We start from the raw sequence: 23,068 nt of genomic DNA on the forward strand, positions 1-23,068 counted from the left end.
ACCCTCCCGTCGCCTTCCAGCTTGCTTAAAAGCAGTCGACCCAACGATGTCGACGCTAAGAAACAAGCGAAGCTTTGAAGCAAACGGGTCCAAATCCGCCACAGCGAAACTATGCGAGGCTAAGGACTTTAATGCGGATGCTGGCCGCTTCAACTGAGACGCCGAAACGATCTGCCAGCAATGGTATTGACCCGGATAGCTGAGTGAATTGGTAGCGAAACACGTTTGCCGGCATCAGGAATCCGGCAGCAAACCAGTTGGCTTCCCATTCAACTCGGCCGGTTCCGTACCGTTGCGCCTCCAGCTTGGAAACACTTCGGCCAGTCTGGTTAGGATAGATATAATGAAGAAAGTAATGCCCCAACTCGTGCGCTATAGTGAAGCGATCACGTGTCGGCCCGGTATGTGCGGCAAGTACGATCTGAAAATCGTTCTGGCTCTCAATACGGATCGACCCTGAAGAGACTCGATTGAACTCAAGTACGTCCTGGACACGTATCCTACCCCCTAACCTCCCGACGATAGGCTCCAAATCCTGACCTGGCTGATAGTGGAGATGCTCGGCCACGCTAGCAGCTAAACCGTCGACAGCTGCCTTCGACAGACCGCACTCGAGGGGTGCGCTGTAGCTCATAGCCACGACCTTTCCGAATCGCTCATCATTTCGCTTGGCACAAATAGTGAACTATTTCTATAGCTGCAACTGCCGAGACCGCCTATTTATACCCAGAACTCTGGACCTAAACAGAAGCTGCCGGTCCAAAGACCAATTAGTTCAATAGGTTGAGAAAGACCAGTTCCCTTCGGCAATAAATGCTGACGCGCCGGCGCGCTGCGCTGCGCTCCTCCGGTTAAGAATTGCTTAACCCAAATCGCGTCATCGTCGGGCGCGAGCCGCGGGGAAAGTTCCCGCTCAGGCGGCGTTTCGGACCCGTGTTTTTGCGTTCGATATCCGCAATGCCGGCTGCGCTCGGCGTACGTCAACAGCCAGACCGCGGACGATCACTAGCAAAGTCATGATCGAAACGGAATGCGCGCGGCGTGCGATGCCTGCGCGCGTGACGGCTCGGCCCTGATCGGCTCCCGCGGCCAGCGCGCGCGGATCGACGCAACGAGACACAAAGGCGACGCGACATGAGCACGACTGCCACTACCCTCGACAATCATAGCCAGTACCAGTCCATCGTCGGATTACGTTGACAGCGCAGAAAACTTTGCTCCCGACCTGCTGCCCTGGAACTGGAAACCCATTGCTATCAGTGCCGCTGCCTGATCGCTCCAATCAGCCGTCCGTCAGGCGATGTCACTCCGCCTGCGATCTTCGCCGGATGCGTCGCAGGAACTCCTGCCATGGTGTTTTTTGAGAAGCATTCAAGAACCTCGGGGCCTTTCGCGCCCTCCTCGATAGCATCTAGATCGACGACCAAGCTCTCTCGAGAGGCTGGCCGAAGTGGACCTTATAGGCGCGCCAGTCGACACCGTTCGTCAGCGCGACCCACTCAATGCCTTCGTTCGCAGCGTCGTCGATTGCTTGCTTGATGTGTGCGTCCTCGAGTTCGATCCCGATCGCTTTGACTCCGATCGTCGCCTTCCGCGATCAGCCGGCCACCTCGGTCCGCATCGCCTTCAGGAACTTCGCGATCCCCCGATTCCCCGCGGCGGCAAGTTCGCCGTTGAGCGCGTTGAAGCCGTGCGTGCCGCCGGGATAGATCGCCAGTTGCGCGAGGTTGCCCGCCGCCTGCCAGCGCATGGACATGAACAAGCTGTCGTCCAGCAGGGGATCGGCCGATCCGACGCTGAACAGCGCAGGCGGCAGGTCGTGCAGGTCGGCATAGAGCGGCGAGAGGGCGGGGTCCTTCAGATCCGTGGCGCCTGCGAACGCTCCCGTGAACTGCCGCATCACCTCCAGGCTGATGAACGGTGCGCCCGTCACCCGAAACACGCTGGGGGTGAGTGACAGATCGAAGACGCCGTACAGCAGGCTCGCTGCCCTGAAGGCGTCGCCTTTGCCGGCATCGCGGAGCCGAAGCAGCGTCAGGGCGGCGAGATTGGACCCGGCGGACTCGCCGCCGATGGACAGCCAGGACGTGCCGAATTCCCGCTCGGCATGCTCGATCAGCCAGGACGCGACCGCCGCGCAATCGTCGATGGCTGCGGGTGCGGGATGCTCGGGCGCCAGACGATAGTCGACGCTGACCGCGACGATACCGGCCTCCCGGCCGAAATAGTCCAGCTGCTCATCCCAGGTATCGTTGCTGCCGACGACCCAACCTCCGCCATGGATGTGAAGATACACGCCCCGCACCTCGTCGGGCACCAGGATGCGCAGGCCGATCGGGCCGGCGGGCCCCTCGATCGTCAGCTTCCGGGCGCGGGGCGATTTGGGCGAAACGGGAAGGCCGAGTTCGCCACGGACATAGGCCTCGCGCAGCGCGGGCAGCCCGCCCGGCGGCGTTATCGCCGCCAATGCCTCTGCCAACGCCGCGTTCACGGCATGGGTCGAAGCAGAGATCGCATCCGGACTGGTCAGCGACGCCAGGGACCGATCGACTGAGAGGAGAAAGGGATTGTCCATGGCTGCACGCATCGATGTCATCGCCCACTCCATTCTACGGCTAAGTATTCAGCGTCACGATCCGTGGTTTGCGATGATCGCAACTGGCGGATTGCGGAGCCGCGCACTCCCCGCGACTGCTGCCGGCAGCAAACGCGGCCGGTAGCTGGACATGGCCAAATGCGGTATAGGAGGGAAGCCGTATGGCGGCCAACATCCGGCGAATTGCGGCCAATCACGTCCGGGAGCCGCCAATGATCCCCGATGGAGAAGGGATGTTTGAAATTGGTCCGGACGAGAAAGTTTACTCCGTCTTCAAGATCGGCAAGATCGTCGACCGTCTGAGGGCGGAAGGCGTTCCGCTCCAAGCGGCGCTGGAGGGCATCCGCATCTCCGAAGCCGAACTGACGTCTCCCCTGACCAAGGTGTCGGCCAATCAGATCGTCCAGTCGTACAGAAACGCGCTGAAGCTCAGCCGGAGCCCCAGCTTTGCTTTCGACGCCGGCTCGGAATTTCACGTTTCGACCTTCGGGATCTACGGCCTCGCGCTGCTGAGCGGGATCGATTTCCGACAGATCGTTGCCTTTGCACTCCAATACTATCAATTGGCCGCGCCACTCCTGGACGTTACGTTCGAAGAGCGCAACGCGTCGGCGGCTTGGTGCATCACGGTGCTTCCGTTCAGGTCTCTCGACACGGCATTGCATGATTTCATCGTCGAATTGCAGTTCGGCGCGCTTCTTTGCGTACACCGCGACGTCATGGGCCCTGACTTCCGTCTCACCCAAATCCAGTTGAATGCGCAAAGACCTTCCCTGGCCGCGCGCCACGCCGAACAATTCGGCTGCGAGGTCTTGTATCAGCAGCCGCAAAACAGACTGTCGTTCTCGGCCGAATGGCTCGACAGGAAGCCGGCGCTCGGCAATCCCGTGACCTACGCTCAGGCCGCCACTATCTGCGATCAAATGCTGACCGAGCTCAAACAGAACACGGGCGTCGCCGGCAGGGCCCGCCAAGTGCTGCTCGCGAATCTCGAATCCCCGCCGGATGCCGATACTTTGGCCGGACGGCTCGGCCTCAGCACGCGGACGCTACGGCGACAGCTGCAGCAAGAGAACACGTCGTACCGAGAGCTGATCGACGATCTGCGTGCACAGACCGCCATCAGATATATGCGCGACACCCGCTTGACCGTCGAGAACATCGCGTTTCTCCTCGGCTTCAGTGACTCCGCTGCGTTTCGCCACGCGTTCCGGCGTTGGACGAAGACAGCCCCCACTGAGTTCAGGCGCTCCTTGCGGGCTTAGTTCTGCTGCTTCACGGCGGCGCCTTCAATCCAGGCGCCCGCCTGACGTTTGAGCTTTTCACGCGATGCGCTGGCGATTTATGCGCGCGGCGGCCGTTAATCTTTCGGCCGCCCGTCACCGGTGTTTGGCCGCCCCTCCCTTTATCCCTGCACGTCGTGGCTCAGATGTTGCGGCCACTCGCAATGACGGGGCCGGGGTTCGAGTCCCTCTGGCGGCACCATCTCACCATCCCCTTTCCCAGCCTTTGCGCCTGCGTTCCCGGTTAAGAATTGCTTAACCCAAATCGCGCCATCGTCCGGCGCGAGCCGCGGGAGAAGCTCCCGCACAGGCGGCGTTTCAGTCCCGCGTTTCGCGTTCGATTTTCTGCAGATGCCGGCTGCGCTCGGGCGTACGTCAGCGGCCAAGCCGGTGGCGATCAGTACTCAAGGTCATGGTCGAAACGGAATGCTCGCGGTTTGCGATGCCTGCGCGTGTGACGATTCGGCCCCGTAGGCGGCGATGCTCGGCTCCTGCTGCCGCTGCAAGCCGGATCGACGCAACGCGAGACAAAGGCGAACCCGCGACATGAGCACCACTGCCCTCGACAACCACACCCAGTTTCAATCGATCGTCGGCCAGATCAGGACGCTCGCCTACAAATATATCGAGGACAAGGATTTCGTCAGTGCGCAGCTCGCGTTCCAGAAGCTGCTCGAGCTCGATCCGAAGGACATCAACGCCCGCTTCATCTATGCGCAGCTGATCGACGACGGCTCGCACAAGAAGCGCGCCGAGGCGCGCGACATGATGCTCGCGATCCTCGACGAGCATCCGGAGATCTTCGACGATCCCAGCGAGGGCAATCTCCATCTCATCCGGAGCGCGGCGGTGCGCTGCAGCCATGTCGGCCCGTTCACGCGCTCGATGGAGCTGTTCCGCAAGGTCGCCCGCGGCTCCAACCAGGCCGCCGACTATTTCGCGCTCAGCGAGATCCTGACCCAGGGCAACGAATTCGAGGAGGCGGTCGCAGCACTCGAGAAGGCGATCAAGCTCGACCCGGCCTATGACGTGCCGGCCAATCGCGAGACGCTGGAGATCGCGCGCTCCAACGCCAAGAAGGGCAAGGCGAAGGACGTCAAGGGCCGCGCCAAGGTCGGCCGCTATCCGGAGACCAAGGACTTCCTCGGCGATCTGCAGACCTTGATCACCAACCACATCGCGGTGAACCTCGCCGCAGCGCCAAAATTCCTCGACAAGAGCACGCGCTTCTTCACGATGGGCTCGTGCTTCGCGCGCAACCTCTCCAAGAGCCTCACCGACAGCGGCTATGCCAGCCACCACATGGAGATCTCGGAATACATCAACACGACGTTCGCCAACCGCGTGTTCGTCGACTGGCTGCGCGACGCCGCGATCGATCCGGAGATCCGCGAGCGCATCGTCGAGCTGCTGCCGCCGGGATCGAGCAAGGAGAACACGCTCAACGTCATCCGCCAGGCCGACGTCTTCATCTTGACGCTGGGCGTTGCCGCCGCGTTCTTCGACCGTGAGACCGGCGCCTTCGTGCTGCCGCGGCCGACCGCGCTGAACTCGCGGGCGCTGGCCGAGAAGTACAAGTTCCGCACCGCGACCGTGCAGGAGAACGTCGACAACGTGCGCTATCTGATCGACTTCGTCAGGAGCATCTCGCCCGGCATCAAGGTCATCGTCACGGTGTCGCCGGTGCCGCTCTTGACCTCGTTCGAGTATGAATCGGTGGTGCAGGCCGACTGCCTGTCGAAGAGCACGATGCGGCTGGTCGCGCACGAGGTCGTCAACAATTCGAACCTCGAGGACATCTGGTACTGGCCGTCCTTCGAGGTGTTCCGCTGGGGCGGTTCCAATGCCTCCAGCTTCTTCGCCGCCGACGACGGCGCCGCCTGGCACGTCTCGGAGGACAAGGTGTCGGCGACGGTGCGCGCCTTCGTCCAGACCTTCTCGCCGGCCTGAGCGCGCAAATCAGGCGACCCTGCGCGGCGGCCTCGGGGCCGCCGCTTGCTTTTCTGGTCGCTCAAATCCCGACCGCGGCGACAAGCGCCGGTCATCTTCGCCCAAAAGATCGGCAGGCGCGGTCTTCTCCGCATCGCCTGAAACGCCTTATCATCCCTTCCCGGGCGGACGTGGCGCGCGTCCCGCAACGGTTCGAAAGGGAAGCCGGATGGCGAAAGAGATTCTTGTCGGATTTGGCGTCGACGTCGATGCCGTGGCGGGATGGTTGGGTTCCTACGGCGGCGAGGATTCGCCCGATGACATCTCGCGCGGCCTGTTCGCCGGCGAGGTCGGCAGTCCGCGGCTGCTCAAGCTGTTCGAGCGGTTCGGGATCAAGACGACCTGGTTCATCCCGGGCCATTCCATCGAGACCTTCCCCGAGCAGATGAAGGCGGTCGCCGACAGCGGCCATGAGATCGGCATCCATGGCTACAGCCATGAGAACCCGATCGCCATGACCCGCGAGCAGGAGACCGCCATCCTCGACAAATGCATCGATCTGGTGACCAAGCTCTCCGGCCGCCGTCCGACCGGCTATGTCGCGCCCTGGTGGGAGTTTTCGACCGTCACCAACGAGCTGCTGCTGGAGCGGGGCATCAAATATGACCACTCGCTGATGCATAACGACTTCCATCCCTATTATGTGCGCGTCGGCGACAGCTGGACCAAGATCGACTACGCGAAGAAGCCGGACGAGTGGATGGTGCCGCTGAAGCGCGGCCAGGAGACCGACCTGATCGAGATCCCGGCCAACTGGTATCTCGACGACCTTCCGCCGATGATGTTCATCAAGAAAAGTCCGAATAGCCATGGCTTCGTCAATCCGCGCCATCTGGAGGAGATCTGGCGCGATCAGTTCGACTGGGTCTATCGGGAGCACGACTACGCCGTGTTTCCGATCACGATCCATCCCGACGTGTCCGGCCGGCCGCAGGTGCTGCTGATGCTGGAACGGCTCTATCATCACATCGCGTCGCATCCGGGCGTGACGTTCGTCACCATGGACGAGATGGCGGACGATTTCGCACGCCGCTTCCCGCGACAGACATAGGCGCCGCGATGTGCGCGCTGTGCGGCAGTCTCGGGGGTGCGGAGCACTGGACCGACGCGGCCGCACGCGACGACGCCTATACGCACAACACCGATCCGGCCCGGCGCCGGCTCGAACGTGCACGGCGGGTACGCGCGGCCAACCGCGTGCTGAAGCCGCTGGGCATGCAGCTGTCGGACTGGCAGGGCGCATCGTTCCTGCTGTCGACCCTGACCGGCAAGAGCGACATCGTGGCCGATCTCGGCCACCTCTGGATCGTCGCCGAGCGATTGTCGAACCGGCCCTGCGATCCGTTGGATGCCGATTACCTCGCACGATTGGAAAGCAGCGGCGGTGACTGAACAGCCGCCCGCGTTGACGCCGACGACGCTGCTCACGGGCTTCCTCGGCTCCGGCAAGACCACTTTGTTGCGCCGTCTGCTGGCCGATCCGGCGCTGCACGACACCGCAATCATCATCAACGAATTCGGCGACGTGGCGCTCGACCATCATCTGATCGAGCGGCTGGATGAGCAGACCATCCTGCTCGGCTCCGGTTGCGTGTGCTGTACCGTGCGCGGCGAACTCGCCGTCGCGATGCGCGACCTGTTCTCGCGCCGGGAGCGCGCCCTGGTGCCGCCGTTCCGCCGGCTGGTGATCGAAAGCACCGGCCTCGCCGATCCGTTTCCGGTGCTGTCGACACTGCGCGCCGATCCGGTGCTGCGCCACCACTTTCGGGCCGGCGGTGTCGTCACCACCGTCGATGCGGTCAACGGGCTCCAGCACATCGCGCGCCATCCGGAAGCGCTGCGGCAGATCGCGGCCGCCGACGTCATCGCGCTGACCAAGACCGACATCGCGGGCCGCGAGCAGGCCGAAGCCGTGCGCGCAAGGCTGCAGGCGATCAATCCGCTCAGTCCGGTCATCGCGGTCGCGGAAGAGCCGTTCGCGCCGGATCGGCTGTTGTCGGACCGCAGCCATGGCTTCAAGGCGTTCGCCGATCCCACCGGTCCGGCCGCGCATTCCTCTGCACGCGCGTTTTCGATCGTCGTCGATCAGCCGCTGGACTGGAGCGTGTTCGGCGTCTGGCTGACCATGCTGCTCAACCGGCACGGCACGCAGATCCTGCGGGTCAAGGGCGTGCTGTCGCTGCAGGGGGAGACGCGCCCGGTCGCCGTACGCGGGGTGCAGCACCTCGTGCATACGCCGACGCATCTCAAGTCCTGGCCCGACGACGACCGGCGCTCGCGGCTGGTCTTCATCGTGGACGGCATCGCGCCAGACCTGGTCAAGCGGTCGTTCGCCGCCTTCACCGGGCTTTCGCCGGACCCGTCCTCCTGACATCGGCCGTCGATGGCGTCCGAGGATGACGAGCCGGCGTGGCGTCGCGGCCGGCGCCTCAGGGCAGCCGCTTCTTCCACAGCCGGATGATCAGGATGCTGGCCTGGGCATAACCCGGCGGCGAACTTTCGGCGCCGAACGGCGTCTTCGAATACAGCGAGCTGGAGACCAGGAAGCCGCCGACATAGGGCTCCGGCAGTCCCGAGAGCACCTGGAAGCAGCGGTGGGTGAGGAGACCCTCTTCCGGAAGGTTGCCGCGTACCAGACGGCAATCGCCGATGCCGGTGAAGGCGATGCCGTTGAGCTGGCCCTCGGTGTAAGTGCCGAGCAGCGTGGGATCCATGGCCTGGCCGATGCACACCCGCATCTCGCCGATGCTCTTGTCAGTGGTGGCGGTCATGCGCGCGTCGCCCGACTGCACGCTGACGGCGTGGATCGAAAGCTGATCCTCCAGCGCCGGGGCAAACCCGGTCTTGGTCGGCGCGCAGAAATCCGACGGCACCACGCGGCCATGGCGCAGGGTCCGGGCGATGTAGACCTCTTCGACCTCGTTCTCGCCGCCCTGCGTCCGCCCCTGCCCGTTGCTGGCCAGCAAGGCGAGAGCCGACAGTAGAACCGCAATCATCATTCGACGCATGCGCCCGTCCTTCCCGCGAATTGATGAGCCCTATCGGATTCGGCGAGCTCGCTGAACACCACCAACGAACAGTTGGTATGCAGAATGCGAACCTCCTCAGTCCCGGGCCGCCTCTGCACCATGCACCTCGCAGTGGCGGTAATTTGGTAACAAACCCGGCTGAGCAGGATTGTCCGCGCGCCCACCGCGCAAGTCACGCAATCGATCCATTGTCCGGATCTCCGATGGGCTCCGTCCGCGAGTTCCCGTCGTGCTGAACGGAAGTCTCTACGGCCGCGAAAAGGTTCTGAAAAAAATGGTGCGCCGTTCCGCAATGGCGTGTGCCGCCGTTCAGTCTCCATTGCCGCTTGCAACCATGAGCGTGATCAATGTCACATCGGACGATCCCGCCTGCGGCTAGCCTCCTCACAGTCAACGAGGGGAGCTTTCGAGATGCGCAAGATGATTTTGACCGGAGCCATGGTCCTGGTGTCCGCGACCGCCGCCCTGGCCGACGGCACACGCAGCCTGTCGCTGCCGTCGAGCGACACCGCGTCGGCGTCCGCGCCACGCCCGACCTATGTGCGGCAGGCGGGAGAAGTCACGGTCACGCCGGCGCCGGTCCCGGCCGTCGCAGCCCCGGTGCAGCCTACGCAGCCGGTGGCGCCCGCCGTGCCGTCGGCAGCGGCATCGACGACTCCGGCGGCCACAGCAGCACCGCAACCCGCCGCGACCGAAGCGGCACCGTCTGTTCCTCGCACGGGCTCGGCGCAAAGGCCGTCGCGGTCATCGCGCTCCGCCCGCTCTGCGAAGCCGCGCGGCAAGAGCTGGACCGAGGCCCGCATCGTTCGCGAGCTGCACCGCCACGGCATCTATTGGTGAACGCCGTCCTGAGCCAGCAGTGAGAAAGGCCGGGCGAGCGCCCGGCCTTCGCGTCACCGCATTGCAATGGACCTTACTGCGCGACCGTCTGGATCACGCTCGAGATCGGCCGCGCATTGGTCATGGTCGTCGGCAGCTTCGGATCCTGGCCGACCATCGCGTCATATTCCGGCAGCGTGTCGAGCGTGCCCTTCGGCTTCATCGCGACGACCTTGTAGCCGCCGGCCTTGAGCCGGCGCAGCAAGGTCGGCAGCGCCAGTGCCGTGTTCTTCTGGAAGTCGTGCATCAGGATGATGCCCTTGCCCTTCTTCTCGAGCCCGGTCATCACCGTGTTGACGACCTGGTCGGCATCCTTGGAGCGGAAGTCGAAGCTGTCGACGTCGCAGGAGAACATCGCGACGTTGCGGCTGCCCAGATACGCCACGGCAGAGGGCCGGTGCTGGAGCTGCGGGAAGCGGAAGAACGGCGCGGGGTTGGTGCCGCCGAGCGCGAACTTGACCGCGCTGATGCCCTTCTCCAGCTCGTCCTTGGCGGTCTGGTCGGTCATCTTCTTGCCGTTCAGATTGACGTGCGACCAGGTGTGCACGCCGACCACGTGCCCCGCCGCCAGCACCTGGCGCAGGATCTCCGGATGATAGGTGGCGTGCTTGCCGATGGTGAAGAAGATGCCGGTGGTGCATTCGTCGGCGAGCGCCTTCAGGACCGCGGGCGTGTTGTTGGGCCACGGACCGTCATCGAAGGTCAGCACCACCTCGTGGTCGGCAAGGAAGTCGAACTGCTTGAAATGGTCGAGACCGAAGCCGGGACCGCCCGTCGTGTCGACCACGACGGTGCGCGCGATGCCGAGCGCGTCCGGATTGGCACAGGTCGATTTCGGCTGAACGGGCGCGGCGATTGACGCGGCCGGCTTCGCAGGCACGGTGCCGGTATAGTCGACGTCGTCCTTGGCGCCCTTGGCCGCAACCCTCGCAGACGGCGGCGGCGCCAACTCGGACGGCTTCGCCGCGGCGCTCTGCGCGGCGGCCTTGGCGGCGTTTGGCTTTGAAACCCAATACCACACACCGGTGATCGCCAGCGCCGCAACGACGGTGGCCAGCAGCAAGCCTAACGCATGACGCATGGTTACTCTTCCCGAAAACGCGAGACACTCGATGGCGGACGAGAACGCCGTCCGCCCCTTCAGTTAGCTTCCATTAGTGCCAACGAATCCTTAACGCGGCGCCAACACGGGCAGGATCGACCAAGATTTCCAGCATGATGCCCGCGCAGACGGGGATTTCACCGGGGCGGCATGTCGCCGCGGGCGTCGGCCTGCATGCACGGCGCGAAGCTTTCGATCGGCGTGATCAGCATCACGGTCGCGAGCGAGCGATCTCGCCATGATGGCTGCATTGAACACGGGCCCGCAATCACGCGGCGCCGATGGGAGCCAGCCATGACGACACCCCTCACTTTCCTGCGCAAGGCCGTTCTGACGGCCGCAGGCGTCGCCGCCATCTCGACCTTCACCGCGAGCGCCAGCTTCGCGTTCAGCGCCGAGGCACAGCAGATGTGCACCGGCGACGCCTTCCGCCTGTGCAGCAGCGAGATCCCCAACATCCCGGCAATCACTGCCTGCATGATCAAGAACCGCTCCGCGCTGAGCTCCGGCTGCCGCGCCGTGCTCGACCGCGAGGTGTCCCGGCGCAGCGGCAAGATCGCCGAGGTCAACGACGCGAATTGACGGCGCGGCCGGCTCCCATCGCGCGCGCCCCGGCTGCGACCGGGGCGCTTGCGACGGCCGGTCATGACGCCTAAAAGCGCGGGCAAAGCCTTCAATGCCGGGAGCGAGGCGTCAGCGATGAGCAGATTCTTGGTGGTCCTTCCTCTTGTCCTGATGGCGTCGACGGCATCGGCCCAGCAGCAGCCCGGCCAGGATGCCTGCGCGCGCGACGTCTCGCGACATTGCCGCGCGGTCATGAACAATGGCGACCAGGCTGTGCTGGCCTGCCTCAAGGAGCACCGCGCCAAGCTGTCCAAGGCCTGCGAGAAGGTGCTGACAGAGCACGGGCAGTAACGGTCCCATTCCGGGACAGGCTTCTCTGGCATCCGATCTTCACGAGCGCAACTGACCGTTCGCCTACGGCCCGCTGCGGGCCGCTGACGCGACGGCCGGAGCGTTCTCCGTGGTGCGGTCGATGTCGTCCTTGGCGCGGACCGAGCCGAACGGGCGCTCCAGCATGCGGCGGATGCGCACCGGGTCGGCACCGACGTGGAAATCGATGGCGCGCTTGTGCAGCTCGCGTTCGGCGCGCGTCGAACGGTTGCGCTGGCGCAGATAGTCGATCCAGGTCGGGCAGTGATAGCGCTCGGTCCATAGTTCGGGATCGGCGATGTCGCGCGCGATCGACCAGCCATAGGCGCCGTTGCGCTGGCGGCTGAGCTGCACGTCCTGCATCAGGTCATGGAAAGCGCGGGCGTTGTCCTCGGCGACGCGGTACTCGATCTCGACCACCAGCGGCCCCGAGCGCGGCGTCAGCTCGAGCTGCACCTCCGGATCGGCCAAGGTCTCGCCGTCCTCGTTGCGGGCGCCGACCGGCGGCATCCGCAGCCACCGGCCGAGCAGCGGCGACACCATCATCAGCGCGCCCGAGACCAGCAGCGCGACCTCGACGCCCGCGGCGTCGGTCAGCCGCCCCCATCCCCAGCTGCCGATGGCGATGCCGCCGGAGATCGCGGCCTGGAAGGCGGCCAGCGCGCGGCCGGCGACCCAGCGCGGCGCCGACAGTTGCACGCCGATGTTGAACAGGGCCACCGCGAGCATCCATACCGCACCCGCGATGACGAGCGCGGCCGCCGTCAGCACCGGCTCCGTGCTGAGCCCCACCGCCGCTGTTGCGGCACCGAGTGTGAGCGCGCAGGTTCGGATTGCGGCCTCTCCTGACAGCCGCTTCCGGATCTCGCCGATGTTGAGCGCGCCGACCACGGCGCCCATCCCGAACGCGCCGAGCATGATGCCGTAGGTCTGTGCGCCGCCATGCAGCAGGTCGCGCGCCACCAGCGGCATCAGCGCCGAGAGCGAGCCGCCGATGATGCCGGTGACGAGGGTGCGAATCAGGACGATGCGGATCGACGGCGAATGGATGATGTAGCGGACGCCCGAGACGATGGCGCGGTCGAGCGGCTCGCGCGGCAGCCTGCTCGGCTCGACCACGCGCCGCCACAGGAACAGCGCGGCCAGCAGCGGCAGATACAGCAGCGCATTGGCCGCAAAGGCCGCGACCGCCCCGGCGGCTGCGACCACGACGCCGCCAATGGCCGGACCGAAACTGCGGGCGATATTGTAGCTGATGCCGTTGAGGGCGATGGCGGCGGGCAACGTTTCCGCGGGCACCTGCTCGGTGACCGAGGATTGCCAGGCCGGTCCCATCAGCGCCATGCCGCTGCCGATCACGAAGCACAGCGCCAGCAGGCGCTCCGGTGTCACGAGGCCGAGCCATGCCAGCACGGTCAGAGTCGTTGCGCCGCCCAGCGCCACCGCGAGCGCAACCAGCGCGACGATGCGCCGGTCGTACATGTCGGCGATGGCGCCGGCCGGCATCGAGATGAACATCACCGGCAGCATCAGCGCGGTCTGCACCAGCGCCACCTTGTCGGCCGACGACGTCATCTGCGTCATCGCCCAGGCGGCACCGACGGCCTGGATCAGGAGGCCCAGATTCGACAGCAGGCTCGCCAGCCAGATGCGGCGGAACACCGCGTGACGCAGCGGCGCGGCAATGCTCTCGGCAGCGAACAGCTCCCGTTTCTGCGGCACATTCATGCAGGTCCGTCCACGTCGCCAACTCGCATCGAGCTATGCCGCCTCGACCTATCGCTTGATTCCAGCCGCCCGTATGTGATGCCTGCGAATGTCCGCCGCTGTCCAGTGCTCGATCTCGGGATCTGGACTGCGGCCAACGAACAAGATGAGACGACAGGGAGACCGCCGATGGATCTGACGCGCCGCACCATTCTGCAGGGCATAGCAACCACGCCCCTGCTCACGACCGGTCTGACCTTACCTGCATCGGCGCAATCGGCAGCGCCGCCGGCGAGCGAGGTTCCTCCCATCCTGTTCGTCCACGGCAATGGCGACCATGCGGCGCTGTGGTTGACCGCGCTGTGGCGGATGGAATCCAACGGCGTGCCGCGCTCGCGCCTTGCCGCACTCAATTTCACCGATCCGCTCGCCCGCAATGACGACGCCGTGGCGCAGCCGAACCGCTCGTCGACCGAGGACCAGCGCCAGGAGCTCACTGAGGCGATCAAGGCCCTGAAAGAGCGCACCGGCGCCGCGCGCGTGGCTCTGGTCGGCAGCTCGCGCGGCGGCAATGCGATCCGTAACGTCGTCAAGAACGGCGGCGGAGCCGATGTCAGCCATGCCGTGCTGTGCGGCACGCCCAATCACGGCGTGTTCGATTGGGATGACAGCCCCGGCAGCGAGTTCAACGGTCGCGGCCCGTTCCTACGCGGGCTGAATTCCGGCGACAGCGAGGTGACCGCGGGCACCGCCTTTCTGACCTTGCGCGGCGACGGGCTCGACAAATACGCGCAGGCGGACGGCCGTCTGGTCGGCAAGCCCGGCGTGCCCACCGGGATCACCGCCGAGGGGCCGGCGCTGAAGGGCGCGACGAACCTCGTGATCGGCGCGCTCGACCACCGCGAGGTCGCGTTCCATCCGCGCGCGTTCCGCGAAATCTACAAATTCATCGCCGGCCGCGAGCCGGCGTTCATCGCGATCCAGCCCGAACGCGAGGTGCGCATCAGCGGGCTGGTGACTGGAACACCCGGCGGCGTGCCGACCAACCGTCCGGTGGCCGGCGCGACCGTCGAGGTCTATCGGGTCTCTGGCGAGACCGGGGCACGCAACGGTGAGCCGGTCTATCGCGGCCAGACCGGCGCGGATGGCCGCTGGGGTCCTGCGGAGGTCGACCCGACGTCCTCTATCGAGATCGTGCTGACATCGCCGGGCGCACCGATCACGCATTTTTACCGTTCGCCGTTCCCGCGCTCGTCCGACGTCGTGCATCTGCGCGCCGCACGGCCGCTAGGCCAGGCGGACGCCGGTGCGGGAGCCATCGTCATCATGATCAGGCCGCGCGGCTATTTCGGGCTGCCGCGCGACATATTGCTGCTCGACGGCAAGGAACCCGCCGACGTACAGAAGGGAATCCCGACCGACGCGGCGACGACATTGCGGCTGCCGGCGGGCGACGTCGGCCGCAGCGTCATCGGACTGTTCAACGAGGAACGCATCGCCGCCCGTCTTTGGCCCGCATCGGAAGGCAGGATTGCAATGATCGAGCTGACTAATTAGTTGCCGGAGTATGATGGGACATGACAGCCCTGGGAGCGCGAGTCGCGCTCTCGGCCTCACCTCGCGAACGAGGCCACCCGGGTACCTCCGGATGGAGAATTCGGCTCCGCCCTGCCGGTCCGCGGCCGTTCGTCGCGTTGGACGGCGGCTGATCGAGACTTGCATCGCTCGATCGTTCCAGACGCGTGACCCGTCGAGAGGCAGTGAATGAGTATCGCCGACGTCCACTACCTGCCCCAGGCGCGATCGCCGCTGGTTCCGCCGATCCCGCCGCGCGCGCCGGACAGCATGGGCGCCCTCCGCCGCGTGCTGATGATGGGCGAGAACGCGATCTCGACCTGGAGCCAGCGCGCCTATGAGGATGAGATCATCCGCGGCCGCTTCTTCGGCAATTCCAGCTACATTCTCAACACGCCCGAGACGATCAAGCATGTGCTGGTCGACAATTGGGAAAACTACGTCCGCACCGTCGGCGCCATCCGCGTGCTGCGTCCGGTGCTGGGTGAAGGCCTTCTGATCGCCGAGGGCAAGGCATGGAAGCACCAGCGCCGCACCCTGGCGCCGGCCTTCACCCCGCGCGCCGTCTCCGGCCTCGTTCCGCACATGGTCGCGGTGACCGACGATACCGTCGCCCAATTGCGCCAGCAGTGCGGACAGCCGCTCGATTTGCGCGAGATCATGCAGCGCATGACGCTCGACATCGCCGGACGCACGATGTTCTCATTCGAAATGGGCCGCCACGGCGCCACCCTGCGCGACTTCGTCTACGAGTACGGCGAGCGGCTGGCGGCTCCGCATCTGCTCGACATCGTGCTGCCGCTGACCTGGCCGACGCCGCGTGATTTTGCGCGCCGCCGCTTTCGCAAGCGCTGGACCGCTTTCGTCGCCATGCTGATGGCCGAGCGCCGCGCCGCCGGCAAGCTCGAGGATGCGCCACCGCGCGACCTGTTCGACTTGATGGGCGCGGCGCGCGATCCGGAGACCGGGGCGGCGTTCGCCGACGCGCAGCTCGCCGACGAGGTCGCAACCATGATCCTCGCCGGACACGAGACCACCGCGACGGCGCTGTTCTGGGCGCTGTATCTGATCGCGCTCGACCCGGCCACTCAGGAGCGGCTGGCGCAGGAGGCGCGGACCGTGACTGATCTCAGCAACCCAGACCAACTGCCGTTCACGCGCGCGGTGATCGACGAGACATTGCGGCTGTATCCGCCGGCCTTCCTGATTGCACGCGCGGCCGGCGGGCCGGACCGGATCGCCGGGTTCGACGTGAAGCGCGGCGACGTCGTGCTGATCTCGCCCTGGCTGCTGCATCGGCACGAGAGGCTGTGGCAGGCGCCCAACGCCTTCATGCCCGAGCGTTTCATGCCGGGCGCGGCGCCGCCGGAGCGCTTCGCCTATCTGCCGTTCGGCGCCGGCGCGCGCGTCTGTATCGGCGCCCATTTCGCGCTGGTCGAGGCGGTCCTGGTTCTGGCGCGCCTGGTCGGTGGGTTCCGGATCGAGCTCGTCGATCGCGTGCCGGTGATGCCGGTGGGCGTGGTGACGACGCAGCCGAACCGCTCGCCGCTGTTCCGGATCACGCCGCGTTGAACGAGACATCCGATATCCCACCGCGTCCCGAGGACGCTTACCGAAATGTCATGCGGCTCGCCTGCCGCGGCCGATTGCCGAAGCCGGACCGGGCTCGCATATAAGAGGCGAAAGCAGGCCGGGTCGCGGTCCGCACCAGCATCGAACAGCGCAAGGGACGACATGCTCGAAGGACTGCGCCAATTTATCGCCGACGTCGTTTCGCCGCAGCAGCCTCCGGCCTTCGATGACAATGGCTATCAGCTGGCCGCGACCGCGCTGCTGATCCACGTGATGTCGCTGGACGGCGAGCCGAACGACGCCGAGCGGCGCAAGCTGCACAGCCTGATCGAACTGCATTTCGGACTCGATCCAGGCAGCGCCGACCGGCTGATCGCCCAGGCCATGCTGGCGGAGGGCGACGCAGTCGATCTCTACCGCTTCACCAGCGTCATCATGCGCGAGGTCGACGAGGCGGGCCGCCTGCGCATCGTCGAGATGATGTGGCAGGTGGTCTATGCCGACGGCAAGGTGACCGAGTTCGAGGACAATGTGGTCTGGCGGGCGTCGGAGCTGCTCGGCATCTCCACCCGTGACCGGGTCGACCTGAAGCACCGGGTGGCGGCGCGCCGGCCGGTCACGCCGGCCTGAGTTCCATCTCCCAGGTTCCGCGCGGAACGGAGATGAACAAACTTTAATTTTGGTCGCGGCTTGCCTCGTTCATCTAAATCTATGTGAATCCGACGGTATTTCGCCGCCTCGACGCCGGGCGCGATATTGCGGGCGGCTTGCATCTTCCCCGCCGCCTATGCTCTCGTCCGCCGCAATCGGATGATCGTCGAAATGTGATCGAAGAGCAGGGATCGTGGTTGAACGTGTCACGCTCGTAACGGGTGCGTCGGCGGGAATCGGGGCCGAACTGGCCCGCGTGTTCGCCGCGAACGGGCACCGTTTGGCGCTCACGGCTCGCCGCGAGGACCGGCTGGCGGCTCTCGCCCGCGAAATCACCGCCAAGGGCGGGCCGGCGCCTATCGTCATCCCCTGTGATCTCACCTCGCCCGATTCCGGCGCGACCATCGAGGCCGCGCTGTCGGAGGCCGGGGTCGAGCTGGAATATCTCGTGAACAATGCCGGCTTCGGCCTGTTCGGCAAGGCCGTGCAGCTCGACCGCGCCGAGCAGCTCGACATGATCTCCGTGAACGTGCGTGCGCTGACCGAATTGTCGCTGCGCTTCGCCGATCAGCTGATTCGCAACAAGGGCGGCATCCTCAACCTCGGGTCGGTCGCCGGCTTCCTGCCCGGGCCGGGCATGGCGGTCTATTATGCCTCCAAGGCCTACGTCATCTCGTTCACCGAGGCGCTGCGCAACGAGCTGGCGCCGCAGGGCGTGCGCGTGACCGTGCTGTGCCCGGGCCCGGTGCCGTCGGAATTCCAGGACCGTGCCGGCTTCAAGCCGGGCGTCGATTCTGTGATCCTCAACGTGCCGCCGCGGGCCGTCGCGGAGGCCGGCTATCGCGGCCTGATGGCCGACAAGCGGGTCGTGCTGCCGGGGCTCGGTATCAAGATCGTCCCGTTCATGCTGCGCTGGTTTCCGCGCGGCTTCATCCTGGCGGCGGTCGGCCGGCTGCAGCTCAAGCGGACTTGATCGCGCGCCGGCGTTCCGCTTCCAACATTTGGTTCAGAATGTCGGCCTCCTCTCCAAGCGAATGTCCCGGCGAAAATGGCGTGACATAATTCTTCTGCGTTTTTGATTCCGCCAGTGTCGTTCGGCTCTCGCGAAAGATGTCGCGGCGAATTTCTTGCGCCGGCGGAAATCAGGCCACTGGCCCGGTGCTTGCTTTGCAACGTAGACTCGCTCACGCGTCGTTAACTTTCGCTTAGCTATGATCGCCAGGTGATGCTCAGGCCAAACCCTTCGCTCCGACCGAACGGGACCGCCACAGCGGACGTTCGGCACCTCTCATCGAAGCCGGCCCCGGCGGCTGCGCCGCGACGGCCCGTCCTCATCGTCCTGCATCAGGAAACCTCGAGCCCCGGTCGGGTCGGCAATGCCCTGCGCGGGCGCGGCTACCCGCTCGACATCCGCCGGCCGCGCTTCGGCGACCCGCTGCCCGAGACGCTCGATGAGCATTCGGGTGCCGTTATTTTCGGCGGCCCAATGAGCGCGAACGATCCGGACGCATTCATCCGCCGCGAGATCGGCTGGATCGAGGTGCCGTTGCGCGAGCAGCGGCCCTTTCTCGGCATCTGCCTGGGAGCGCAGATGCTGGCGATGCAACTCGGCGCCAGGGTGGCACCGCATCCGGAAGGGCGCGCCGAGATCGGTTACTATCCGATCCGCCCGACGCGCATCGGCAAGAAGCTGTGCCCGCATTGGCCCGATCACGTCTACCATTGGCATCGCGAAGGCTTCGATCTGCCTGATGGCGCCGACCTGCTCGCCGAAGGCGGCGACTTTCCGGTTCAGGCCTATCAATACGCGAACGCCACCGGGCTGCAGTTCCACCCGGATGTGACCTACGCCATGATGTGCCGCTGGACCACGCGCGGCCATGCCCGGCTGGATACGCCCGGCGCCCGTCTGCGCCACCATCATTTCGAAGGCCGCGCCGTGCACGATGCTGCGGAGCGGGCCTGGCTGGCGCATTTTCTGGACAACTGGCTGAAGCGCGAGCCGATGGCCGCGCTCGCAGAGGCGGCGGAGTAGAGGCCGAGTTTTTGGGATTGGCGGGTGTGCTGTAAAGCCCGGCTTCGCCAAGGGGCTTCGCCGGGCACCACGCTTCGCCCTTCGGGCACCAGCGCGGCTACGCCACGCGTAGCCCGAAGGGCGAAGCGTGGTGGAGCCAGGCGGGATCGAACCGCCGACCTCGTCATTGCGAACGACGCGCTCTCCCAGCTGAGCTATGGCCCCGAATCACGACTGCCGGAGATGGCCGCAATGTGGGAAGGCGGCCGGCAGATCGGGCGCCATTTACAGTGGCCGCCGAGGTCAAGTCAAGAACGGTCGCATCGCCCGTTAGCCTTGACGGCCAGCTTCCCTTGTTTGGACCGGGGGGAACCGATATCTAGCCCATGACACAGGTCGAATTCGCGACCTCGCCCATGAGTGGACCCGCATGCGTGCCGTTCTCGACATCGTCGTCTTCGTGCTCGACCTCTACGTCTGGCTGCTGATCGCATCCGCCATCCTGTCCTGGCTGATCGCCTTCAACGTCGTGAACACGCGCAATCAGTTCGTCTCTGCCGTCGCTGAATTCCTCTATCGAATCACCGAGCCCGTGCTGGCGCCGATCCGCCGGATGCTGCCGAATCTCGGCGGCCTGGACATCTCGCCGATCATCCTGATCCTGATCATCATGTTCATCCAGCGGGTGATCGCCTACTACATCTATCCCAACGTCTTCTAACCGGCCCCGCTGCCGGCATCATGGAGCCTTGGCGCCCAACCTCCGGCGGCCTCATGATCGCAGTGCGGGTGACACCGCGCGGCGGGCGGGACGCGATCGACGGCATCGAGACGCTGTCCGACGGCCGCAGCGTGCTGAAGGTCCGGGTGCGCGCGATCGCCGATGGCGGCGAGGCCAACCGCGCCGTGACCGAGCTGCTGGCCAAGGCGATCGGCGTGACCAAGGCCTCGGTGCGAATCACCTCCGGCACGACCTCGCGGCTGAAGCAGGTTGCCGTCGATGGCGATCCTTCCGGGCTCGATCAGGCCTTGCGCGACCTCGTTGCAGCCCATAAGCCGACCGGGAAATAACGACAGCAGACGCAAGACGAGCCTGTGCGTTCTGCTTCGGCAGCGGCGGTCTTCACCCTCCCCTGGAGGGGGAGGGTCGCCTCACGGAAAGCGAAGCGAACCGAGAGGCGGGGTGGGGTGATCTCTCTGCATGCGCTGGCGTGCGTGGAGAGATCACCCCACCCCGCTCGCCCGTCGCTGACGCGCCGCGCGATCGCCCCTCCCCCTCCAGGGGAGGGTGGAGGCCTGCGGCAACGATCTTTGCCGTCGACATACTGAATAGGCGCTGCCACAGGGGAACCAGACATGACCGCACGCATCATCGATGGAAAAGTCATCGCGGCCGATTTGCGCGCGCAGGTGGCGCGCGAGGTCGAGAGGGTGAGGCGCGACCACAGCCTGACGCCAGGCCTCGCCGTGGTTCTGGTCGGCAACGACCCGGCGTCCGAGGTCTATGTCCGCAGCAAGCACACCCAGACCCAGGCGGCCGGCATGGCCTCGTTCGAGCACAAGCTGCCCGCCGACGTGGCGCAGGACGACCTGCTGGCGCTGATCGGCAAGCTCAATCGCGACCCCGCCGTGCACGGCATCCTGGTGCAGCTGCCGCTGCCGAAGGGACTGGAGACCGAGGTCGTGATCAACGCGATCGATCCGGCCAAGGACGTCGACGGCCTGCACCCGCACAATGCCGGGCGCCTCGCCGGCGGCCAGCCGGCGCTGGCGCCGTGCACGCCACTCGGCTGCATCATCCTCAGCAAGACCGTGCATGCCTCGCTGGAGGGCCTGAACGCGATCGTGATCGGCCGCTCCAACCTGGTCGGCCGGCCGCTGGTGCAGCTGCTCCTGAACGAGAACGCCACGGTGACGATCGCGCATTCGCGCTCGCGCGACCTGCCCGCGCTGACCGCGCGTGCCGACCTCGTCTATGCGGCGGTTGGCCGTCCGGAGATGGTCAAGCGCGACTGGATCAAGCCGGGGGCGACCGTGATCGACGTCGGCATCAACCGCATTCCGACGCCCGAGGGCAAGACGAAGCTGGTCGGTGACGTCGCCTATGCCGAGGTGGCTGAGGTCGCCGGGGCGATCACGCCGGTGCCGGGTGGCGTCGGCCAGATGACGGTGGCGTGCCTGCTGGTGAACACGCTGCGCGCGGCCTGCGCCATTTCGGGGCTGCCGAAGCCGGCGGTGTGATCCGCTCGGTCGTTCCGGGCCGGCTTTTTGAGCCGCCCCGGAATGACGTCCTGAACGATTACGTCTTCGCCGCCTTGGCGCGCGCGATGCCCTCGGCGATCAGCTGATGGGCGTCGTCGGCATTGCCCCAGCGCAGCACCTTGACCCACTTGCCGGGCTCGAGATCCTTGTAGTGCTCGAAGAAGTGCTGGATCTGCTGCAGCGTGATGTCCGGCAGGTCGCTGTAGCTGCGCACCTTGTCGTAACGCTGGGTCAGCTTCGACGACGGCACCGCGATGATCTTCTCGTCGCCGCCGGCCTCGTCTTCCATGATCAGCACACCGACGGGGCGCACGCTCATGACCGCGCCGGGCACGATCGCGCGGGTGTTGGCGACCAGCACGTCGCAAGGGTCGCCGTCATTGGACAGCGTGTGCGGGATGAAGCCGTAATTACCGGGGTAGCGCATCGCCGTGTAGAGGAAGCGGTCGACGAACAGCGTGCCGGCCTCCTTGTCCAGCTCGTACTTGATCGGCTCGCCGCCGACCGGCACTTCGATGACGACGTTGACCTCGCGCGGCGGATCTTTCCCGATCGGGATGGCGTCGATGCGCATGGATGCTCCGTTGAACTTGAACGTTTGAGGGTCGGACGCTCGCCAGACGAGCGCTCGCATTCGCAGTCGCAAAAAAATCGCGGCTGCGCAACAGCTACCTCAATGCCAAATCTTCAGTTCAATTCGCCGACGCGTTACCGCTCAACGCGCCCAGAGCTCCGTCAATTCCGGACTCAGTTGGTCCAGGCAAAAGCGACCTTGTCGAGCGACTTCGGTCCGAAGCGCTCCGACGACCGTGCGACCATGCGGCCGCCCAAGGCACGGTAAAACTCGGTGGCGGGATCGTTGTCGGACAACGCCCACACCACCATGCTCTTCAGGCCGCTCTGCGCAAGATCGCGCTTGGCCGCCTGGAAGAGCCGGCGACCGAACCCCAGCCCCTGAAATTCCGGTCGCAGATAGAGCTCGTAGACTTCGCCATCGAAGTGCAGGCTGCGGGCGCGGTTGCGGCCGTAATTCGCATAGCCTGCGACCTTGTCGTTGAACACCAGCACGCTGACGCGGCTGCCTTTGCGGATCGCGCTGTCCCACCATTGGGGGCCGCGCCGGTTGATCAGCTTCTCCAGCTCGGCGCCAGGGATGATCCCCTGGTAGGCGGACCGCCAAGCTTCATCGTGGGCTGACGCCACCGCAGCCGCATCTGCAGCCTTGGCCGGACGGACTTCGATCAGGGTTGTGCTCATGACGGGATCAAAGCAAGTCGGCGGCGCGCCTTCAAGGTGCCACGTTAAAGATCGGTTAACCTGTGGATTTTCGGCATCACCGCGGCGGAAACCTGTGCCGAAAAGGGACAATTTCGCAACATTGTTGAGAGTCGACGGTGCCTGATAACCGCCAACGCCTGTTTGGGCGAAAAACTGCAGCTTCCGGGTCGCGGCGTGGGCTAATCTCGCGTCACGACA

The 23,068-nt window shown here is 65.5% G+C and carries 23 protein-coding genes and 1 tRNA gene; 16 read left to right on the forward strand and 8 right to left on the reverse strand.

What is annotated here, in order from left to right; translation table 11 throughout:
• Positions 1-109 precede the first annotated feature (109 nt).
• Positions 110-634 (reverse strand): ImmA/IrrE family metallo-endopeptidase, encoded by a 525-nt coding sequence (locus ACQR1B_RS14485; protein WP_434835975.1) that lies wholly within the window; start codon positions 632-634, stop codon positions 110-112.
• Between the two features lie 963 nt (positions 635-1,597).
• Positions 1,598-2,587 (reverse strand): alpha/beta hydrolase, encoded by a 990-nt coding sequence (locus ACQR1B_RS14490; protein ID WP_434835974.1) that lies wholly within the window; start codon positions 2,585-2,587, stop codon positions 1,598-1,600.
• Between the two features lie 170 nt (positions 2,588-2,757).
• Between ACQR1B_RS14490 and ACQR1B_RS14495 the strand changes: the two genes are divergently transcribed.
• The 5 genes from ACQR1B_RS14495 (at position 2,758) to ACQR1B_RS14515 (ending at position 8,239) form a co-directional block, all read left to right on the forward strand.
• The gene (locus tag ACQR1B_RS14495; protein ID WP_434835973.1) at positions 2,758-3,861 is read left to right on the forward strand and encodes an AraC family transcriptional regulator; all 1,104 of its coding nucleotides are present in this window, start codon (positions 2,758-2,760) and stop codon (positions 3,859-3,861) included.
• Positions 3,862-4,425: 564 nt separating this feature from the next.
• Positions 4,426-5,829: a GSCFA domain-containing protein gene (locus tag ACQR1B_RS14500; RefSeq protein WP_434835972.1), complete on the forward strand. Its 1,404-nt coding sequence runs from the start codon at positions 4,426-4,428 to the stop codon at positions 5,827-5,829.
• Positions 5,830-6,037: 208 nt separating this feature from the next.
• Entirely contained in the window at positions 6,038-6,919 is an 882-nt protein-coding gene (locus ACQR1B_RS14505; protein WP_434835971.1) for a polysaccharide deacetylase family protein, read from the forward strand.
• Positions 6,920-6,927: 8 nt separating this feature from the next.
• Positions 6,928-7,260: a hypothetical protein gene (locus ACQR1B_RS14510; protein ID WP_434835970.1), complete on the forward strand. Its 333-nt coding sequence runs from the start codon at positions 6,928-6,930 to the stop codon at positions 7,258-7,260.
• Positions 7,253-8,239, forward strand: a complete 987-nt coding sequence (locus ACQR1B_RS14515) for a CobW family GTP-binding protein (RefSeq protein ID WP_434835969.1) — start codon at positions 7,253-7,255, stop codon at positions 8,237-8,239. The genes ACQR1B_RS14510 and ACQR1B_RS14515 overlap by 8 nt, the downstream gene beginning before the upstream one ends.
• A 58-nt stretch (positions 8,240-8,297) precedes the next feature.
• Here ACQR1B_RS14515 and ACQR1B_RS14520 read toward each other — a convergent pair whose 3' ends face one another.
• Positions 8,298-8,876, reverse strand: coding sequence for a hypothetical protein (locus ACQR1B_RS14520; protein ID WP_434835968.1), 579 nt, complete (start codon positions 8,874-8,876; stop codon positions 8,298-8,300).
• Between the two features lie 432 nt (positions 8,877-9,308).
• On the opposite strand from ACQR1B_RS14520, the gene ACQR1B_RS14525 reads away from it, so the two are divergent.
• Positions 9,309-9,737: a hypothetical protein gene (locus ACQR1B_RS14525; protein ID WP_434835967.1), complete on the forward strand. Its 429-nt coding sequence runs from the start codon at positions 9,309-9,311 to the stop codon at positions 9,735-9,737.
• 73 nt (positions 9,738-9,810) lie between these two features.
• Here ACQR1B_RS14525 and ACQR1B_RS14530 read toward each other — a convergent pair whose 3' ends face one another.
• Positions 9,811-10,857, reverse strand: coding sequence for a polysaccharide deacetylase family protein (locus ACQR1B_RS14530; protein WP_434835966.1), 1,047 nt, complete (start codon positions 10,855-10,857; stop codon positions 9,811-9,813).
• Positions 10,858-11,172: 315 nt separating this feature from the next.
• Here ACQR1B_RS14530 and ACQR1B_RS14535 point away from each other — a divergent pair, with 315 nt between their 5' ends.
• Together ACQR1B_RS14535 and ACQR1B_RS14540 are read left to right on the forward strand one after the other, a co-directional pair.
• Positions 11,173-11,460, forward strand: a complete 288-nt coding sequence (locus ACQR1B_RS14535; protein ID WP_434835986.1) for a hypothetical protein — start codon at positions 11,173-11,175, stop codon at positions 11,458-11,460.
• 117 nt (positions 11,461-11,577) lie between these two features.
• Positions 11,578-11,793, forward strand: coding sequence for a hypothetical protein (locus ACQR1B_RS14540; RefSeq protein ID WP_434835965.1), 216 nt, complete (start codon positions 11,578-11,580; stop codon positions 11,791-11,793).
• Positions 11,794-11,856: 63 nt separating this feature from the next.
• Here ACQR1B_RS14540 and ACQR1B_RS14545 read toward each other — a convergent pair whose 3' ends face one another.
• The gene (locus ACQR1B_RS14545; RefSeq protein ID WP_434835964.1) at positions 11,857-13,539 is read right to left on the reverse strand and encodes an MFS transporter; all 1,683 of its coding nucleotides are present in this window, start codon (positions 13,537-13,539) and stop codon (positions 11,857-11,859) included.
• 168 nt (positions 13,540-13,707) lie between these two features.
• Between ACQR1B_RS14545 and ACQR1B_RS14550 the strand changes: the two genes are divergently transcribed.
• From ACQR1B_RS14550 to ACQR1B_RS14570, 5 genes are all read left to right on the forward strand, one after another.
• The gene (locus ACQR1B_RS14550; protein WP_434835963.1) at positions 13,708-15,075 is read left to right on the forward strand and encodes a hydrolase; all 1,368 of its coding nucleotides are present in this window, start codon (positions 13,708-13,710) and stop codon (positions 15,073-15,075) included.
• A gap of 207 nt (positions 15,076-15,282) precedes the next feature.
• Entirely contained in the window at positions 15,283-16,665 is a 1,383-nt protein-coding gene (locus ACQR1B_RS14555) for a cytochrome P450 (protein ID WP_434835962.1), read from the forward strand.
• Positions 16,666-16,827: 162 nt separating this feature from the next.
• Positions 16,828-17,295, forward strand: a complete 468-nt coding sequence (locus tag ACQR1B_RS14560) for a TerB family tellurite resistance protein (RefSeq protein ID WP_434835961.1) — start codon at positions 16,828-16,830, stop codon at positions 17,293-17,295.
• A gap of 214 nt (positions 17,296-17,509) precedes the next feature.
• Positions 17,510-18,289, forward strand: a complete 780-nt coding sequence (locus ACQR1B_RS14565; protein WP_434835960.1) for an SDR family NAD(P)-dependent oxidoreductase — start codon at positions 17,510-17,512, stop codon at positions 18,287-18,289.
• A 252-nt stretch (positions 18,290-18,541) separates the two neighbouring features.
• Complete coding sequence (locus ACQR1B_RS14570; RefSeq protein WP_434835959.1) at positions 18,542-19,351, forward strand: glutamine amidotransferase; 810 nt, start codon at positions 18,542-18,544, stop codon at positions 19,349-19,351.
• 128 nt (positions 19,352-19,479) lie between these two features.
• Here the strand turns inward: ACQR1B_RS14570 and ACQR1B_RS14575 are convergent.
• Positions 19,480-19,555 (reverse strand) — tRNA-Ala (locus ACQR1B_RS14575).
• Positions 19,556-19,760: 205 nt separating this feature from the next.
• Between ACQR1B_RS14575 and ACQR1B_RS14580 the strand changes: the two genes are divergently transcribed.
• The 3 genes from ACQR1B_RS14580 to folD all read left to right on the forward strand — a co-directional run bounded on the left by ACQR1B_RS14580 (position 19,761) and on the right by folD (position 21,571).
• Positions 19,761-20,051, forward strand: a complete 291-nt coding sequence (locus ACQR1B_RS14580) for a YggT family protein (RefSeq protein ID WP_434835958.1) — start codon at positions 19,761-19,763, stop codon at positions 20,049-20,051.
• Between the two features lie 20 nt (positions 20,052-20,071).
• Positions 20,072-20,401 (forward strand): DUF167 domain-containing protein, encoded by a 330-nt coding sequence (locus ACQR1B_RS14585; protein WP_434835957.1) that lies wholly within the window; start codon positions 20,072-20,074, stop codon positions 20,399-20,401.
• A gap of 285 nt (positions 20,402-20,686) precedes the next feature.
• Positions 20,687-21,571, forward strand: coding sequence for a bifunctional methylenetetrahydrofolate dehydrogenase/methenyltetrahydrofolate cyclohydrolase FolD (gene folD / locus ACQR1B_RS14590; protein ID WP_434835956.1), 885 nt, complete (start codon positions 20,687-20,689; stop codon positions 21,569-21,571).
• 58 nt (positions 21,572-21,629) lie between these two features.
• Here the strand turns inward: folD and ppa are convergent, their stop codons facing one another.
• Together ppa and ACQR1B_RS14600 are read right to left on the reverse strand one after the other, a co-directional pair.
• Positions 21,630-22,166: an inorganic diphosphatase gene (gene ppa / locus ACQR1B_RS14595; RefSeq protein WP_434835955.1), complete on the reverse strand. Its 537-nt coding sequence runs from the start codon at positions 22,164-22,166 to the stop codon at positions 21,630-21,632.
• 173 nt (positions 22,167-22,339) lie between these two features.
• Positions 22,340-22,849 (reverse strand): GNAT family N-acetyltransferase, encoded by a 510-nt coding sequence (locus ACQR1B_RS14600; protein WP_008963902.1) that lies wholly within the window; start codon positions 22,847-22,849, stop codon positions 22,340-22,342.
• Positions 22,850-23,068 lie beyond the last annotated feature (219 nt).

The sequence above is a fragment of the Bradyrhizobium oligotrophicum genome (assembly GCF_051168495.1).
Lineage (GTDB): Bacteria > Pseudomonadota > Alphaproteobacteria > Rhizobiales > Xanthobacteraceae > Bradyrhizobium > Bradyrhizobium oligotrophicum_A.

Bases quoted from the DNA above. Each gene is read 5' to 3' on its own strand.
- ACQR1B_RS14545 (WP_434835964.1), bottom strand. From the start codon at position 13,539: ATGAATGTGCCGCAGAAACGGGAGCTGTTCGCTGCCGAGAGCATTGCC.
- ACQR1B_RS14495 (WP_434835973.1), top strand. From the start codon at position 2,758: ATGGCGGCCAACATCCGGCGAATTGCGGCCAATCACGTCCGGGAGCCG.
- ACQR1B_RS14500 (WP_434835972.1), top strand. From the start codon at position 4,426: ATGAGCACCACTGCCCTCGACAACCACACCCAGTTTCAATCGATCGTC.
- ACQR1B_RS14525 (WP_434835967.1), top strand. From the start codon at position 9,309: ATGCGCAAGATGATTTTGACCGGAGCCATGGTCCTGGTGTCCGCGACC.
- ACQR1B_RS14505 (WP_434835971.1), top strand. From the start codon at position 6,038: ATGGCGAAAGAGATTCTTGTCGGATTTGGCGTCGACGTCGATGCCGTG.
- ACQR1B_RS14490 (WP_434835974.1), bottom strand. From the start codon at position 2,587: ATGCGTGCAGCCATGGACAATCCCTTTCTCCTCTCAGTCGATCGGTCC.
- ACQR1B_RS14530 (WP_434835966.1), bottom strand. From the start codon at position 10,857: ATGCGTCATGCGTTAGGCTTGCTGCTGGCCACCGTCGTTGCGGCGCTG.
- ACQR1B_RS14585 (WP_434835957.1), top strand. From the start codon at position 20,072: ATGGAGCCTTGGCGCCCAACCTCCGGCGGCCTCATGATCGCAGTGCGG.
- ACQR1B_RS14520 (WP_434835968.1), bottom strand. From the start codon at position 8,876: ATGCGTCGAATGATGATTGCGGTTCTACTGTCGGCTCTCGCCTTGCTG.
- ppa (WP_434835955.1), bottom strand. From the start codon at position 22,166: ATGCGCATCGACGCCATCCCGATCGGGAAAGATCCGCCGCGCGAGGTC.
- ACQR1B_RS14540 (WP_434835965.1), top strand. From the start codon at position 11,578: ATGAGCAGATTCTTGGTGGTCCTTCCTCTTGTCCTGATGGCGTCGACG.
- ACQR1B_RS14555 (WP_434835962.1), top strand. From the start codon at position 15,283: ATGAGTATCGCCGACGTCCACTACCTGCCCCAGGCGCGATCGCCGCTG.
- ACQR1B_RS14600 (WP_008963902.1), bottom strand. From the start codon at position 22,849: ATGAGCACAACCCTGATCGAAGTCCGTCCGGCCAAGGCTGCAGATGCG.
- ACQR1B_RS14550 (WP_434835963.1), top strand. From the start codon at position 13,708: ATGGATCTGACGCGCCGCACCATTCTGCAGGGCATAGCAACCACGCCC.
- ACQR1B_RS14485 (WP_434835975.1), bottom strand. From the start codon at position 634: ATGAGCTACAGCGCACCCCTCGAGTGCGGTCTGTCGAAGGCAGCTGTC.
- ACQR1B_RS14580 (WP_434835958.1), top strand. From the start codon at position 19,761: ATGCGTGCCGTTCTCGACATCGTCGTCTTCGTGCTCGACCTCTACGTC.
- ACQR1B_RS14560 (WP_434835961.1), top strand. From the start codon at position 16,828: ATGCTCGAAGGACTGCGCCAATTTATCGCCGACGTCGTTTCGCCGCAG.
- ACQR1B_RS14570 (WP_434835959.1), top strand. From the start codon at position 18,542: ATGCTCAGGCCAAACCCTTCGCTCCGACCGAACGGGACCGCCACAGCG.
- ACQR1B_RS14510 (WP_434835970.1), top strand. From the start codon at position 6,928: ATGTGCGCGCTGTGCGGCAGTCTCGGGGGTGCGGAGCACTGGACCGAC.
- folD (WP_434835956.1), top strand. From the start codon at position 20,687: ATGACCGCACGCATCATCGATGGAAAAGTCATCGCGGCCGATTTGCGC.
- ACQR1B_RS14535 (WP_434835986.1), top strand. From the start codon at position 11,173: ATGACGACACCCCTCACTTTCCTGCGCAAGGCCGTTCTGACGGCCGCA.